This window comes from Christiangramia sp. LLG6405-1, from assembly GCF_045055805.1.
GTDB lineage: Bacteria > Bacteroidota > Bacteroidia > Flavobacteriales > Flavobacteriaceae > Christiangramia.
Genome location: NZ_CP159330.1, coordinates 2,455,937 through 2,472,303, shown reverse-complemented (window position 1 = coordinate 2,472,303; position 16,367 = coordinate 2,455,937). Strand labels below are relative to the sequence as shown.

The window sequence follows — 16,367 nt, the reverse complement described above, 5'->3', positions numbered from 1 at the left end:
TTTTGATACGTTTTTATGTTTTAACTTTGCGACTAATTTACAATATCTATTCCCAAATAAATCTGATGGCTGATCATTTAATAAACATTCTCGCAATAGAATCTTCCTGTGATGATACGGCGGCTGCCGTACTCTCCAACGGTAAAATTCTTTCCAATATTGTTGCAACTCAGGAAGTACACAAACAATATGGTGGAGTTGTTCCAGAACTTGCATCACGAGCGCATCAACAGAATATAGTTCCAGTGATCCACCAGGCTTTGGAAAAGGCAAATATCGACAAAAAAGATCTCTCTGCAATTGCATTTACAAGAGGTCCGGGACTTATGGGTTCTTTGCTCGTTGGTACCTCTTTTGCCAAGTCACTTGCTATGGGTCTGGAAGTACCTTTGATCGAGGTCAACCATATGCAGGCACATATACTGGCACATTTTATTGAAGAGGAAGGATTTGACAAGCCTGAGTTTCCATTTCTGGCTATGACCATAAGTGGCGGACATACCCAAATCGTGAAGGTTTCAGATTACTTTAATATGGAAGTTATTGGCGAAACACTGGACGATGCAGTTGGTGAAGCTTTCGATAAAAGTGCAAAAATTTTGGGGCTACCCTATCCAGGAGGCCCGTTAATAGATAAGTACGCCAGGGAAGGCGACCCAAAAGCTTTTCAATTTACGAAGCCGAAAGTTGATGACCTGAACTTCAGTTTTAGCGGTTTTAAGACAGCCGTTTTATATTTTATTCAGAAGAAAACAAAAGAAGATCCTGAATTTGTTGAAAAGAATCTAAAAGATATCTGCGCCTCTATTCAATATACGATCATAGGTATTTTAATGGATAAAATGAAAAAGGCAGTTAAAAAAACCGGTATCAATCAAGTGGCCATTGGTGGCGGAGTTTCTGCAAATAGTGGAATACGCCAGGCTTTAGTTGATGCTGAAAACAAATGGGGCTGGAAATGTTTTATTCCGAAGTTTGAGTACACGACAGATAATGCTGCAATGATCGGGATCGCAGGTTATCACAAATACCTGCAGAAAGATTTTGCCGATTTTTCGGTAACCGCGCAATCGAGATATAAAATATAATATGCAATTATTCTACAATCCAGATATTTCAGAAAACGATAAACAGGTAATTTTTCCGAAGGATGAAAGCAGACATATTGTAAAGGTTTTGAGAAAAACCGAAGGTGATGAGTTAAGCATCACTAATGGAAATGGGATGTTATTCAAGGCTCAGATCATCCAGGCTGATGTAAAGCAATGCATTGCAAGTATCAGTTCTTTTGAAAGTCAGCCAGCACCACCCTATTATTTACATATGATCGTTGCACCTACAAAGATGAACGATCGCTATGAGTGGTTTTTAGAAAAAGCGATGGAGATTGGAGTGCACGAAATTACGCCGGTTATTTGTGATCATAGTGAACGCAAAACCGTAAAGCTGGAACGTTATCAACGAGTGCTATTGAGCGCTATGAAACAATCATTGCATATGCATTTCCCAAAATTAAACGATCCTGTTAGTTTTTCTGAATTGATGCAGACAGAAATGCCAGGCATGAAATTAATTGCTCACTGCGAGGATGATGAAGAGAAACCTTATCTTCAGAACAAACTGAAGGCCAATAGCACTATCCATATTTTGATTGGACCTGAAGGAGATTTTAGTCCCAATGAGATAAAAACCGCGATGGAAGAAAACTGGCAGCAAATAAGTCTTGGAGAAAGCAGGTTACGTACTGAAACTGCAGCGATTGCCGCATGTCACACAGTCGCACTCATCAATCAAAATTCATGAAAAAGTTCGTATTTGGAATTCTCTTTTTAATGCTGGTATCGTTTGAGATAAATGCACAGGAAATTGCTGTTCTAAAATATAATGGTGGTGGAGATTGGTACGCGAATCCAACTGCCCTACCCAATCTTATCAAATTTTGCAATACGAATTTACAAACTTCCCTTAACGAAAAACCGGAAACTGTAGAGCCTGGAAGTAGTGATATATTTCAATTTCCGTTTGTACATATGACCGGACATGGAAATGTGATATTCAGCGAAGCTGAAAAAGAAAACCTCAGGCAATACTTATTGAGTGGCGGATTCCTGCATATCGATGACAATTATGGAATGGATGAGTTTATCCGGCCATTATTAAAGGAATTATTTCCCGAACAAAGTCTTCAGGAGATCCCCGTGGATCACGAAATATTCGGAAATCAGTATAAATTTCCCAACGGACTTCCAAAAATCCATGAACATGATGCGCAAAGACCTCAGGCTATGGGAATCTTTGAGAACGGGAGATTACTGATTTTATACACCGTAGAAAGTGATCTTGGTGATGGTTGGGAAAGTCGGGAAGTTCATAATGACCCGGAAGAGATTCGTCTAAAAGCTCTGCAAATGGGGGCAAACATCATCAAATACGCATTCGAAAACTAATTATGCAACTTACTCACGACAATACCAATTTTGAGAACAGACAATTTCCAGTTATTTTGCTGCTAGATAATATCACCAGTGAAGCGAACATAGGCAGTATCTTTCGTCTTGCCGATGCATTTGGTGTTGAAAAGCTTATTTTTCATGGAACACCACCGAATCTGAACAGTAACCGATTAAAAAGAACAGCCAGGAATACCCATACCACGGTAGATTTTCAAGTTTACGAAGATGCAACCCAGGTTATTAATGATCTTAAGAGCGGTGGATATAAAATGACCGCGGTCGAGATCACTTCAGAAAGTAAGCCTATCTCAGACTTTCATCTTGAGGCAAAAAAAATACTTTTAGTAGCCGGGAACGAGAGACATGGCATTTCCGAAGAAATTTTAAAGAACTGTGATACTGCATACCATATCGAGATGTTTGGAAAGAACAGCAGCATGAATGTCGCCCAATCGCTGGGAATTGCTTTGTATGAAATTACAAAAGTTCTACGCAGTTAAGTTAGAAATAATATATTTACGCTGTGAAAGCAAAAGAATTCGCGAACGGTATATTACGAGCAGTGGGTATCATGGTTGGTATTCTGCTGGCACTCTATTTTCTATGGGAAATCCAATCGGTAATCGTTTATATTGCCATTGCTGGAATCATAGCCCTAGTTGGTCGACCTGTCGTGATCTTTCTTCGGAATAAGCTGAAACTACCCAACCAGATAGCGGTAATCACCGTTTTATTGCTGGTCCTATCCATATTTGTAGGTATTATTTTCGTTTTTGTTCCGATCATTATTGAACAAAGCAAATATTTAGGTCAAATCGATATTGAAGCTTTCAAAAGTGATCTGAATGACTTAAACGATCAGGTTAATAATTATTTAGGGGTCAACGAGCTGAACTTAATTGAAGGTCTGAAACGAAGTGAGTTTGTACGAAACTTCGATGTTGGTCTAATTCCGCAATTCTTAAATAATGTCTTCGGAATATTGGGTACAACCATGATCGCTGTATTTTCGATTATTTTCATTTCCTTTTTCTTCCTGAAAGATTCCAAGTTAATGCTGAATAGCATCCTCGTGTTCGCTAATCATGGAGAAGAAAAGAAATTTCAAAGAGTTTTTAATAAGATCAAGGTTTTACTAAGCCGGTATTTTGTGGGATTAACCATGCAAATTGCAGTATTGTTCTTCCTCTACTCCATTTTACTTAGTGTCTTTGAGATCAATAATCCAATTGCCATCGCTTTTATTTGCGCGTTCCTGAATCTTGTTCCATACCTGGGACCACTGTTAGCAGGTATTTTAATGGCTTTGTTCGTAATCTCCAGTTTTCTTGGAGCAGATTTTAGTAGTATTATTCTTCCAAGATTGATCTACGTGATGATGGGTTATGCAATTTGTCAGCTAATTGACAACTTTATTTCACAGCCCATGATATTTGGTGCAAGTGTGAAATCCCATCCACTTGAAATATTCCTCATCATCCTGATCGCCGGACTTATGTTTGGGATTGCAGGAATGGTAGTCGCAGTTCCTTTTTATACAGCGCTAAAGGTGATCGCTAAAGAATCTTTGAGTGAATACAAGATAGTGAAACGACTAACCAGAGATCTGTAATTGGATGCTTAAAAAGGCGCTTTTAGAGGAAGAAGTCCAACGTTTTATAAAGGAAAATCAAAAAAAGGATCTGCCTGCTCTAATCTTGAAAGGTAGCCCTTTCGATCATATCAAAATTCAGGAGATCGCAACGCAGATAAAAGGCATACGTGTTGCAGAAAAGAAATTCCCACTGTTTTTTAATAATCCGCGAATACTTTATCCTCCTAAACTTAATCTGGAGCAAACATCATCACAGATCACTGCTGAATATAAATCAGAATTAGTAAATGGTTCTTCTGGGGCCGATCTTACCGGAGGTTTAGGTATAGACACCTATTTTCTTGCTAAGAAATTTGACAGTTTTCAGTACTATGAAATGAATAAAGAGCTTTCAGATATTGCTACGCATAATTTCAAAGAACTGGAAGCTACTAATATTAGTGTACATCGTGGAGACAGCCTTGATTTACTAAAGCAAACCAACCATAAATTTGACTGGATCTATGCAGATCCCGCAAGACGTGATGAACATGGTGGGAAAGTCTACCATTTATCAGATTGTACACCAAATATTCCTGAAGAACTCGATTTCTTACTTGAAAAGTCCAATCATATTCTTCTAAAAACCTCACCGATCCTTGATATTACGGCAGGATTACGTGAACTACATTCTGTCAAAGAGATTCATGTCATAGCGGTTAACAATGAAGTAAAAGAGCTACTTTGGGTAATTGAAAAGAACTGGAAGGATGATCTTAAACTAACTACCGTCAATTTCCAAGGCAAAAAAGTGCAAAGCTTTAGTTTTGATACAGAGATAAAAACCTTGAATGCGGTTCTTTCGAAACCTTTAAATTATCTCTACGAACCGAATGCCGCGATAATGAAAAGCGGATTATTTACGGAAGTCAGCAGCACGTTCGGAGTTCCAAAATTGCATGAGCATTCTCATATTTATACTTCAGAAACACTGATCAGAAAATTCCCAGGAAGGATATTTCAAGTAACTGAAGTTAAGAGTTTTAAAGATAAGAATCTTAAGAAAACGTTGAAGAATAAAAAAGCCAATGTTACTACCAGGAATTTCCCAGATTCAGTAGAAAATATTCGGAAGAAATATAGAATTCAGGATGGAGGAAGTGATTATATTTTCTTCACTACCAACCTGGAAGATGAGAAAATTGTCGTCTTCTGTAAAAAGGCAAAATTAGCGTAGATCATAAAAGATTTTTGGTTTCCTACTATTAACCGGAAATTTGAATTGTTGAAGAGTTTTAGAATCTTTGAAGCTAATCTCTGGTAATACATTCAAGAATGCTTTTAAATGCTCCTTCAGGCTTTCAATTTCCCTAAAACTTTCCGGAATCAAAATTTTAAGTCGGTCACCTCCATTTTCATCCAGAGAAACCTTAATGATGAAATTTTGAAGTCCGTTAAACCTATTTAATATTTCGATGATATGCTGTGGATAAAGGCTGGTGCCTTTTAGTTTTATCTTTTGTTGCTTTCTGCCAATGACAGATCCCAGGCGTCTTCCTTTCCTGCCGCATGCACAAGAATCGTCTGTAAAGGTTACCATATCACCTGTTGCAAAACGAATAAGCGGCATACTTTGTACGTTTAATGGAGTAACTACCAGCTCCCCTATTTCACCTTTAGCAACATGATTACCATCCTGATCAAGAATTTCAGTATAAATAAGGTCTTCCGGAACATGGTTACCCTGATGCTGGTGACATTCTGTAAAGGCAGTAGCCATCTCTGTTGAAGCATAAGTAGAAAACAACTCTATATCCCAAAAGGAAGAAATTCTCTGTCCAAGGCTATTCAGCTCAAAATTGGAAGTTCGCAAAGGTTCGCCAATACAAATTGCCGACTGAATTGATGAGTTTTGATAATCAATTTGGTTTTCTTCAGCATATTGAATGAGTTTCAGAAGAAAAGAAGGGACAGCAATGATGTATTTTGGTTTGAATCTGAAGATACTTTCCCATTGTAAACCCGGCAAACCACCTCCAGTTCTAATCACTCCAGCGCCTAATTTTCTAAGACCGAGGAAATAAGCCATTCCCGCCATGAATCTTCGATCCAGCGTTGTGGTAATTAAAACCTTATCTTGTTTAGTAATCCCTGCAAGTTTAAAAGAACGTGACTCATTCTCAGCTAGCCTGTCGAGATCATGCTCGTTCAAATAAAAAGAAACCGGCTCACCAAGAGTTCCACTTGTGGTAACATGATCTATAATATCTTCCTTCGGTATAGCGATAAAATCCTCGTTATATTGCTGCAGCTGTTCTTTGGTAGTAATGGGTAATTTCGAAAATTCCTCATAACTGTTGACGCTATCGACCTGGATAGAATTCTGCTGAAAAACATCCTGATAGAACTTGGATGTTTTGGAAGTATAGCTCAGCTGTTGCTGAATTTCCTGCCACTGCTCTTTTTGATCTGACTGCTGCACTTCTAATTAAATTTTTCTGGTCGATTTCCTGATCATCTTCTCTAATTCCTTCAAATCAGGAATGGTCGTAATCTCTCTTTTTCTGGCTTGCTTAAAATGAATCAACGCATCTTTATAGTCCTTATTCTCATAATAGATCTTCCCCGCTAAATACCAAGCCTCCCAAAAATTGGGATTAAGTTTTACAAGTTTCCTGGCGCTATCTTCATATAAAGGTTTATCGCTATTCAATGCTCGTTTGACTTCATTTTCTAGTTTTCTAAAGGCTTCATAATCCTGATATTCCTGAGTTTGGAGAAAACTACTTGCAGGTATATTCAATTCCTTCGTTGCAACTGAACTCTGTTTAATACCCTCATCATAATCTGCGAAAACCTGCTTTAGATCATAATGTATGAATTCTCCCATTTGATAAGGATTTGAACTTACCCAAACCTTTCTTTCAGCCGGTTTAAAAACGATTCCGTGATGCGCTAAGAGCTGGTTAATTGCTTTTTCATTACCCATTCCAATCCGCTGCTCGTCCAGACCCTGCCGATCTCTAAGGATCTCAACCACCTTAAGTGGATCCAATTTATCCTCCTCATCGATCAATTGCTGCATGCGGTCGTATCTATACTGAGTGTGACTTTCCTTACGGGTTAGCTTATTATTTTTATCACTCGAATAGGCTTCGCTTTGAAAATGATTGCTACAAACAAGTTGATCACGATTCTCCACTTCATATACTCCAAAATTTCCCGGCGAGACTTCGATCAAAACTGTTCTTTTTTCATCTCCACTTCCAATCATGATCGATTCTGAAACAAACACTTCACGCTTTTTCGCAATGGCAATGGCCTCTTCAATTGATCCAGCATATTGCAAAATTTCCCGTGCTAACAGACTAATGGGAGTTTTTGCAACCAGCGGCATTCTGGATTTCCCGGCATTGATAGTCACAGTGATTCCCTGCATGTTCATACCACTTAATGCCCCTATCATCCCGCCCCAGGTGTACATCATAAATCTGTGACCTTTTTTCGGCGCTACGAATGCGGCGATCTTTTGTTCTCCAAAATCATCACCTGCATAAAAATCAAAATTCCGACCTATTAATAATTCTCCATCGCTGGTTTTTTCGTCCCAGGCTGCAAAACTTGTACATCCCACCAGCATTAGGTCCTGTAAAGCATGTCCAATATCATGAGCTCCATGAAAATATAACATGCGAATATAAGCAGGTGCGAAATCATCATACTTTTCCAGGCCGAACCTTGAAACCCCATAGATCTCCTGTTTATATTCTTCAGAAACATGGAGGTACAGTTTCCGGTTGAACCAACTAACAAATGTTTTCAGGAAGCCTCTATAATCTTCTGAAGGTACCATTTCTTCCAGCTTAGACATAAATGCTGTTTCCTGGTGGTGTATAAGCTCCCGTCCCAGACTTCCATGAGCAACTCCCCTTTCCAGGGCATTACCTTCGAGATACATTTCCCATACGCCAAGATCGTTCTGGTAGAGCTGGTTATTCCCCAAAGTGTATAGACTATCTGAATGTTTTATTCTTGTGGTATCAATTTGTTCAAAACCGCTAAGATCTGGCTTGTGATCCATGGACTTTTTAATTCCGCAGGAATTGAAAACAAATAAAATGAGGATATGTAGAATAAACTTCTTCATCTAAGTCAGTTTTCGGTAGATTAAAATATCATTCTGTCGATAGGTAAGTTCAAAATTTTGATCAAGCAACCAGCGAGTTTTCATTTTTGTTTCCAGAAATATCATTAAATCGGCACTTTTAGAAAGATTTTTGATTAGTGCAGAATCGTGAGTATCTCCTTGAATAATATAATTACGAAGCATGGGAAGTTCCTGAGCACTTTCAAGAATATGAATTTTATCATCTCTTAATCTATAGGCATTCTTTGCCGCTACTCTTTTCGATTCTTCGAATTCCAGGCTATACACTTCAGTTTGAGGATACTTGATCTTGATAAATAAAGGCAAAATTCCTATTCCCGAATTCAGAACAAGGAGATCATCTACTTCAGCAAGATAACGTGATATCTTTAAGAACTTTTCTCTTTGTTGCCTGAATTCAGCTTTAGCTTCGGAATAAGTTGAATGATAGCGGTAATGCTTCAGAATTGCACCTTTATGATAAAGTTTTTCAGAAACAGCGTTTTTATTATTTCTTCTGAAGGATAATGATCCATATTGCTGAAAGATCAATTTTCTGAATAAACTACGCTGAAGTATGAAACTTACCGAAACCGCTGTAAGTACTCCAATAATCGAAACGATGGAAATGGATTTCAGAGCCGGATGCTTAGCGAAAATGAGAGCTCCTATTCCCAGCAAGGTGGTTATAACCGACAGAATGATGGATGCCTGATAAGTTTTTAATTCAGATTTACCAGTTTCATATTCTTTGAGACACGAATTAGTGATAAAAATGCTGTAATCAAGCCCTAGACCAAAGATAAAACTCGAAATAATGATATTCAGAATATTGAATTCTATTCCGAAGAAATACATGATTCCCAGTGCACAGATCCAGGAGATCGCGATCGGCAGCAAGGTGATTACACTTAAAAGTAAATTCTGATAAAATACCAGGAGCACCAGGAAAACTGCCACTATAGAAGCGAAAATAAGGATATTAAAGTCGGCTTTAAGATCTCCTAAAAAGTTCTGGTTGATCGCTTTTCTGTCCAGCGCTAGCACTCCTGGAACATCTTCAAAGTACCTAATAAAACTTTCAACCTTATCTTCAGTTAAATTGACGCTACCGGAAACAGTTGAAATTTCGGAATTATTAGATACAAAATCCTGCATATAGAGCGAACCAGCCAACTCATAATCCTTGAGGCCTATACTTGAATAATTTTTATCAAGCACTTCATCGAAATTGCTAAAACTATTCGATTTAAATCCAAAGCTTTCTGAAGTCTTTTGAATATTATTCTTTACCGAATCCTGTTTTTCAGGAGTCCAGAAGCTGTTCCATTGTTCGATACGAGATTCCTGGGTTTCGGTAGATAGCACTACTCCTCCTATACTACTGAAGTTTTCAATATCACCTTCATTTTCGAACCTTTTAAGATCCTGGTATAGTTGATTATTCCTATACAGTGCTTCGTCCAGCGAGTTTCCGTAAGCAACCAGTAAAATTGTTTTTCCAGATCTTCCAGCAAGTCCTTCAAGCTCTAATTCTACCTTTTTGATATGTTCCGGCTGGTAGTTAAGTTCTGATAGGTCTTCATTAAATTTAACTTTACTGAAAAAGAAAAGAGACACTACAAATAATCCTGAAAGCAGGTATACCAAAGGTTTAATTCTGGAATAATCCAGACTTGATATTCTGTCCAGAATCGTTGTCTTTGCGGAAATATTCCCTGGTTTATATAGAAAAGGAATAAGCACAAGGGCGAAGAAGGAAGAAAGTAACACACTTAAACTTGCAAAGATCCCTAGATCACGCAAAGCTTCACTTTTTACAAAAACCAGGCACATAAATGCGATCGCCGTGGTGAGACTGCTCATAATGACTGGCTTCGTAATATCCTTATACAATATTTCTATATCTGAACTATTTCGAAGATGCGTTAAAATATGCAAGGAATAATCCAGCGTAATACCCAGAAGGATTGCACCAATTCCCAGGCTTATAGCCGAAACGGATCCCTGTGAAATATAAAGAATGGCTACCGCAGTTATTCCAGCAAAAATACTGGGCACAAATAACAAAATTGGGACATAGAACTTCCTGTAATAAACCACCAGTAGAATGAGCAATACCGACACCGCAATGATTACAGTAGTTCGAACATCCTGTTTTATTTTTTCCGCATTGGCTACGGAGTAACGGAGTCCGCCAAAATAATCTCCTGTAATAGTATCGTAACGAGCATCCAGCGACGCAATTTTGGCTTCCAGTTTTGCTGTAAATTCCTTATTTCTGTTTGATTCTGAAGCAGGATAGACTGGATCTATAAAGAATAAAATGTTCTTTTGATCCTTGGTCATGATATAATTCTGATATAGCACATACTGGTCTCCAACCTGCAATTCCTGCAAGCGTGCCAAACCAAGACTTGTAATGCTGAGAGGATCTGAGAGAAAATAATTTTTAGTCACAAATCCAGTTGGTGATATTAATTGCTTGTAACCAGATTCGATACTTGCAGCTATACTGTCTGCATCGGTCTTATCATCAATTAAAGTGTAATCCTGTTCATTTAAAAAGATCGGTAAATTGGACTGAACAAAATTATATATCTGTTTGATATCCTGCTCCGGAATCTTGCCCTTGACACCAGCAACATATTCTGAAAGGTCTGAGTTTAAAAAATCGGAAATTTCATTGGCATAAGAAACCAGGCTATCCCGATCCGTACTCTCTTCAGCTTTTACCTGAAAAATGATCTTATCTGAAAACTTCGATTCTTCCAGAATGGTTTTCACCAGATCCTGATCATTTCCAGACGGGACTAGTTTCGTGATATCCTCTTCTAACTGAATGCCTGAAGCAAGAAAGGATAAGAGGCCGAGATACAGAACTGCAATGATCAATGCCAGGCTTTTATGCCCATTCAAAAATTCATGAATTTTCAGAAAAAATCTAGACATTATTTATTTGCTAGTTGTTTGGATTTCAGAATGGAGAACAGACAGTAAAATAAAATCCACGTAAGTGCTGCACTAATAATTGCCAGGACTATACTACCAATTAAATACTGAGTTAATCCAACGAAAAGATCTTTTCCCGAATCAAAATTCTCGAGGTTCAATTCCCAGTCAAAACCATTCCCCATAACAAAATTCCCTAACTGATAACTTAAATAGAGAATCAACGGAATAAAAGGCGGTATACTTATATTGCTAAATAAAAAGGCTATAGCCTTATTAACTTTCAGTAGGGCTGCTAATGTAAATACAAGTAAGGTATGCAAACCCCAAAATGGTGAGATGCCAACAAAAATACCCAAAGCGATGGCAGCTGCTTTTCTTTGAGGAGAATCCTGATTTCTTATAATATCCTCTCTAAAAAATCTGCTAATACCTTTTTGCTTGAATTCACGATATTTATTCCTTGGATGGATGTAAAAGAAACTGATCAATACAAAGTACATGTATAAAAAGACGATACGTACAATATCCCAAAATGGGCGGAAGTGAGTCACCCGCTCTCCTGGATCGTAGTGAACCCTTATAGGTATGTTTTTTACTTCCACTTTTTTCCATGCCGACTTTACCAGTACCTCGATCTCTAATTCAAATTTCCACGTGATCAATTTTAAAGAATTAATAAGTCGAACGGGATACAGTCGGTAACCACTTTGAGTATCCTTTAATTCCTGGGCGGTTACTACCAAATACCAGAAACTGGAAAATCTATTGCCTTTGCTACTTTGCCCCGGGATCCCAGCCTGCGCCATATTTCGATCGCCCACCAGCAATAGTTCAGGATCGCCAGTTTTCCTATTTTCGAGTTCTACCAGGAACTTCTCCAGATCTGCCGGATAATGCTGCCCATCTGAATCTATAGTGATCGCATACTCGTAAGCCTTCTCCTCTGCTCTTTTAAAACCTGTTTTTAAGGCAATACCTTTACCTCTGTTTATATCATGCAACACAATATCCAGGTATTCAAAATCCCTCAAAATCTCATTAGTGGTATCTGTAGATCCATCGTTTATGACGATGATATTGCGGGTATAAGTAACTAATTCGGTTAGGAAAGCACGAAGCGAATGATCATTGTTGTAAGTAGGAACAATAACACAGCAACTTAGTGCATCAAAACGCTCTTGAAGAATAGGCAGTGTACCCAAATTGTTGGCTTTAATGCAAAAATATCATTTAAATAAGAGTAATTGCCTAAGCCTGGACAAATTTATAGCACCTCGTAAAGCGCGTTAATCTTAGTAATAATCCCAGTTTCACTTTTCGCGATGCCTTTAAGCTCGTAGTAAGTTCCCTGCTTTTCTAATTTAGATTCCAGAATGAGTTCATCATTATCAGTAGGATCAAAAACTGCAGTAAATTTTACATTGCTTGCTCTCTTAAGACTAAGCTTTTCTTCTGAAATTCTTTCTGCCTCCTCCTTGAATAACTGCATGAGCACAACTCCCGGGGTTACCGGTCTACCGGGAAAATGTCCCTTGTAAAGTTCATGCTCCGCATTGACCTTCAGGCTTGTTTGCGTGGTATCATTATCTTTTACAGACTTGGTAACAGTATAAAAATCTTTCAAACCTTTTTATTCATGTTGGAATACCGAAGCAGGTATCTTCTGATTGGTCTTAAAATTACTCATTTTAATTTCGGTATAATCACCTGAAGGTTCCATTAGCTTCACTTTTTCAATATACTTTTCAGCATTAAAAAAGATCAATATCTCAGAGAACATTTCAGCTAAATTCTCATCCTTTGGAGTAACCGTAGCTTTTACAAATTTTCCATCCCTCGCAAAGTCAGTTTTAAACAATTCATCCATTTCCAGAATGCGACCATTAAAGCTTCCTGCAACCAGTTCTCCCATTTTTTCGAAAAGTTCGCTGTTTCCAGTATTCATTTTCCTGGTTTTACCGTCCTCAATGATATACAAACTGGAATCTTTAAACAGCAGCTCATAATCGTAGGGAGATGTATAAGACCACTTAAGCCTCCCAGGAGAAGCATACCAAATATGACCATCACTTTCTACGGTCTTCTCCATGGTTTTCATAAACTTCAGCTGTTTGAAATCTGCCTGAAGATTTTCAATGGTCTCAGCTTTACTTGAAACCGACTCTTTGAAAGCTTTAGCTTCCGAAGTAGAGAAAGTTGCATTCTGAGCGAACAGCTGGCAACTAAAAAGTATAAAAATGAATTTAAGAATACGCATCAATATCAAGTAAGTGATCTGGCCTGATTGCCTTTAATTTTTTCTGATTCAAAAATACCAATAACTGTTCCAACACTTTAGCGCTTTGGGGAATGTTATCGTGTAAAAGTATCAAATCTCCGGCTTTAAGATCTTTTATAATTCGCTTATATATCTTATCCGGCGAGCTAGTAATGGCGTCATAAGGTCGTACACTCCAACCTATGGTGACATGACCGGTAGCCAGAATTGCCCTGGAAACCTTGGGATTAATAACTCCAAATGGTGGCCGGAATAATTTTGTTTTTAAACCATATACTTCAGTTGCTATACGGTCACATTGCTGAATTTCAGAAATTATTGCGCGAGTTGATAGAAAACCGAATTTTTGTGAATGTGAGAAGGTATGATTACCCACTACATGACCTCTTTTTATGATTTCCCGATAAATTTCAGGATGTTCCGCGATATTCTTCCCTATACAAAAGAACAATGCCTTTACCTCGAATTTATCCAGAATATCCAAGATCTTTAAAGTATTTGGATGCGGACCATCATCAAAACTTAGTCCTATTCCATCCTTTCCTACTGCGGAATGTATCGTATTCTGAAAAAAATTGAGACGAATATTTGTGGAAAGTATAAGGATCGTGCTAATGTATATCATGACCACCAGCAGAATAAACCACCCAGACCAGTACCCATTTAGAGCACCCAGAACGCTTCCAAGCAGTATAAAGCTGAAGATGATTCGAAGTATTTTATATTTCAAGACTTTCCAGTAAGATGAATCCGTGATTTCTACCAAGATATTGGTTATAGACCAAAATTCGGTTGATTGTTGGTGCCGACTTTGAATTTAACCTGAATTTCTTCGGAATTTCTTGATGCTGAAGCACAGAAACTCCAAGTGCACAACCAATTGCTGAAATGGAATTGTTATCTCCGGTCAGTGATTTGTAGCCGAACTGTGGAACATTAATAAAAAGACCTTGCTGAAGATTCTGATAATAAGTATCAAACCTGTTATCTCCGTTCTTCCCAAGAATTATTGCGTCTATTTGCTTCGGAATCAGTTTATTCTCATACAGAAAATCAATTACTTTTTCTTCAATTTCATCAGGCTGAAGATCATTCAAAATTTTGACTGCACTGCAAACTGCCAGTGAGCCTGAATTTTTATCTTTAGAAATACCGAAGAAAGCAGAACTTTCAGAAATAATGGTTCCCGGTGTATTGGATTCCAGTAGTTGTGTAATTGTAATTTCCTCTTCTTTAATTTGACCGTCAAGCTTTTGAAATCCGGTAAATTTCTCTGAAGTTTCATCTACGGCACCAACGATCAAATTCTGAATTTCAGGATCGAGCTCAAATTGCATTTGCGCATCCAGAAGACAACTTTCAAAACTTACTGAATTTTGAGTATAGGTCATATTATAACCTGTACATTTCAGAAAAAGAGCAATCTGTCCACTCACCGTATTGTGGGTAGATTGAATAAAAGAAGTCGGTGTCAACAACTGCTCCTCACTTTCCTCTATTTGTTGCATAAACTTTTCGGTATCCTGCATACAACCCTGGCCTGTGCCAACAAGGATCGCATCGGGACTTTCAATACCAGACCTGGACAGAACTTGCACCGCACTGAAGATCCCCATTTTCACTGCTTTTGACATTCTTCGCAGCATCATGGGTTTGATCAATTCCTTATAATTACGTGCACTGGCTTTTAAGATATTTCCCTGGACTTCCAGCACTTCTTCAGAAGTCAGGAAATCTTCCGGCTGCGTTGTAATGGTGGAAATACTGTTGATGTAAAAGCTACGCATGCTTACTGAAGATTAAAGAGGTGCAGTTACCACCGAATCCGAAAGAATTCGACATCACATGATCCAGTTTGCGATATTTCTTTTGAGTAACCGGAACCAAACCATTTTCCATCACATCCTGAAAATTAAGGTTGGTAAAAATCTGCTGATTCTGTAACGAGAATATAGAATAAATAGCCTCTACTGCTCCAGCCGCTCCTAATGTGTGACCTGTAAAAGCTTTAGTTGAGCTAAAGTCAGGAACGTCATTCTCTGCAAAAATCCGCTTCAAAGCATTGGTTTCGGCGAGATCATTATTCAGTGTTCCGGTGCCGTGAGCATTGATATAATCGATCTGGGAAGAATTCAATTCTGCCGACCTTAATGCAGCGGTCATCGCTTTGTAAGCTCCTTCTCCATTTTCTGAAGAGGCAGTTTGGTGAAAAGCATCGTTTGCATTGCCCGCTCCAGAGACTTTTGCAAATATTTTCTGTTCATGACTGGTACCTTCAGCTTCCAGAATTAAATAAGCAGCTGCTTCACCAAGGTTGAGTCCGTTTCTGTTTATATCGAATGGTCTGGCTGGTTCTTCTGATAAAATTCGAAGAGAATTAAAGCCATTAAGTGTAAATTTCGTGAGACAATCACTTCCTCCCACAATCACTTTATTGAATCTACCCGACTGAATCAACCTTGCCCCGTTCATAATGGCATTTGCAGAGGAGGAGCAGGCAGTGCTGATGGTTGTAATATGTTCTTTGATCCCAAAATAATCTGCGATCTTTTGTGTGGCATAACCTGGATGTTGCGCTTGTATATAAGATCTTAAAGCAACGTTTTCATCAAATAGATCGAAATATTCTTCGGTTTTATCGATTCCTCCTACACTAGTTCCAGATACAAAAGCTGTATTTTCTGGATCAGGTACCAGATCTGTATTTTCAAATATTTCAGTAATTGCTTTGATCCCGAGCAAGGAAGCCCGCGTGATCCCGGAGTTAGCAGAAAGTTTTAATTCCTCCAGTAATTCAGCATTGGAAAGTTTGATCTCTCCAACAGGAAATTGGTGTTTTGTTGTTAGAATATCGGGTTGTGATAATCCATGCACATCATTTTGTAAAGCATGAAGATTAGCCGTTACGCTCGAACCAATGGCAGAAACAATGCCCATCCCGGTTACGACTACAGTTTTCAT

15 protein-coding genes are annotated in these 16,367 nt (G+C 38.3%); 6 read left to right on the top strand and 9 right to left on the bottom strand.

What is annotated here, in order from left to right; all coding sequences use genetic code 11:
• Window positions 1-65: 65 nt before the first annotated feature.
• The 6 genes from tsaD to ABVM50_RS11325 are packed head-to-tail and all read left to right on the top strand — an operon-like array spanning window position 66 to window position 5,263.
• On the top strand, window positions 66-1,088 hold the full coding sequence (gene tsaD / locus ABVM50_RS11350) for a tRNA (adenosine(37)-N6)-threonylcarbamoyltransferase complex transferase subunit TsaD (protein WP_405198674.1): 1,023 nt from the start codon (window positions 66-68) through the stop codon (window positions 1,086-1,088).
• A 1-nt stretch (window position 1,089) separates the two neighbouring features.
• Window positions 1,090-1,803: a 16S rRNA (uracil(1498)-N(3))-methyltransferase gene (locus ABVM50_RS11345; RefSeq protein WP_405198673.1), complete on the top strand. Its 714-nt coding sequence runs from the start codon at window positions 1,090-1,092 to the stop codon at window positions 1,801-1,803.
• A complete protein-coding gene (locus tag ABVM50_RS11340; RefSeq protein WP_405198672.1) occupies window positions 1,800-2,447 on the top strand; it encodes a DUF4159 domain-containing protein in 648 nt (215 codons plus the stop codon). Before ABVM50_RS11345 ends, ABVM50_RS11340 begins: the two co-directional genes overlap by 4 nt.
• Window positions 2,448-2,449: 2 nt before the next feature.
• Complete coding sequence (locus tag ABVM50_RS11335; RefSeq protein ID WP_405198671.1) at window positions 2,450-2,953, top strand: TrmH family RNA methyltransferase; 504 nt, start codon at window positions 2,450-2,452, stop codon at window positions 2,951-2,953.
• Window positions 2,954-2,976: 23 nt separating this feature from the next.
• Complete coding sequence (locus ABVM50_RS11330; RefSeq protein WP_405198670.1) at window positions 2,977-4,065, top strand: AI-2E family transporter; 1,089 nt, start codon at window positions 2,977-2,979, stop codon at window positions 4,063-4,065.
• 4 nt (window positions 4,066-4,069) lie between these two features.
• Entirely contained in the window at window positions 4,070-5,263 is a 1,194-nt protein-coding gene (locus ABVM50_RS11325) for a THUMP-like domain-containing protein (RefSeq protein ID WP_405198669.1), read from the top strand.
• On the opposite strand, the gene ABVM50_RS11320 is transcribed toward ABVM50_RS11325, so the two are convergent.
• The 9 genes from ABVM50_RS11320 to ABVM50_RS11280 form a co-directional block, all read right to left on the bottom strand.
• Window positions 5,255-6,508 (bottom strand): phenylacetate--CoA ligase family protein, encoded by a 1,254-nt coding sequence (locus ABVM50_RS11320; protein ID WP_405198668.1) that lies wholly within the window; start codon window positions 6,506-6,508, stop codon window positions 5,255-5,257. The genes ABVM50_RS11325 and ABVM50_RS11320 overlap by 9 nt on opposite strands.
• A 6-nt stretch (window positions 6,509-6,514) precedes the next feature.
• Window positions 6,515-8,173: a C45 family autoproteolytic acyltransferase/hydolase gene (locus ABVM50_RS11315; RefSeq protein WP_405198667.1), complete on the bottom strand. Its 1,659-nt coding sequence runs from the start codon at window positions 8,171-8,173 to the stop codon at window positions 6,515-6,517.
• Complete coding sequence (locus tag ABVM50_RS11310; protein WP_405198666.1) at window positions 8,174-11,125, bottom strand: MMPL family transporter; 2,952 nt, start codon at window positions 11,123-11,125, stop codon at window positions 8,174-8,176.
• Complete coding sequence (locus ABVM50_RS11305) at window positions 11,125-12,330, bottom strand: DUF2062 domain-containing protein (protein WP_405198665.1); 1,206 nt, start codon at window positions 12,328-12,330, stop codon at window positions 11,125-11,127. The genes ABVM50_RS11310 and ABVM50_RS11305 overlap by 1 nt, the downstream gene beginning before the upstream one ends.
• A gap of 62 nt (window positions 12,331-12,392) precedes the next feature.
• On the bottom strand, window positions 12,393-12,752 hold the full coding sequence (locus tag ABVM50_RS11300) for a hydroxymyristoyl-ACP dehydratase (RefSeq protein ID WP_405198664.1): 360 nt from the start codon (window positions 12,750-12,752) through the stop codon (window positions 12,393-12,395).
• A 6-nt stretch (window positions 12,753-12,758) separates the two neighbouring features.
• Complete coding sequence (locus ABVM50_RS11295; RefSeq protein WP_405198663.1) at window positions 12,759-13,385, bottom strand: LolA family protein; 627 nt, start codon at window positions 13,383-13,385, stop codon at window positions 12,759-12,761.
• Window positions 13,372-14,136: a polysaccharide deacetylase family protein gene (locus ABVM50_RS11290; protein WP_405198662.1), complete on the bottom strand. Its 765-nt coding sequence runs from the start codon at window positions 14,134-14,136 to the stop codon at window positions 13,372-13,374. The genes ABVM50_RS11295 and ABVM50_RS11290 overlap by 14 nt, the downstream gene beginning before the upstream one ends.
• Complete coding sequence (locus tag ABVM50_RS11285; protein ID WP_405198661.1) at window positions 14,126-15,193, bottom strand: beta-ketoacyl synthase chain length factor; 1,068 nt, start codon at window positions 15,191-15,193, stop codon at window positions 14,126-14,128. Before ABVM50_RS11285 ends, ABVM50_RS11290 begins: the two co-directional genes overlap by 11 nt.
• Window positions 15,186-16,367, bottom strand: a complete 1,182-nt coding sequence (locus ABVM50_RS11280) for a beta-ketoacyl-[acyl-carrier-protein] synthase family protein (protein WP_405198660.1) — start codon at window positions 16,365-16,367, stop codon at window positions 15,186-15,188. The genes ABVM50_RS11285 and ABVM50_RS11280 overlap by 8 nt, the downstream gene beginning before the upstream one ends.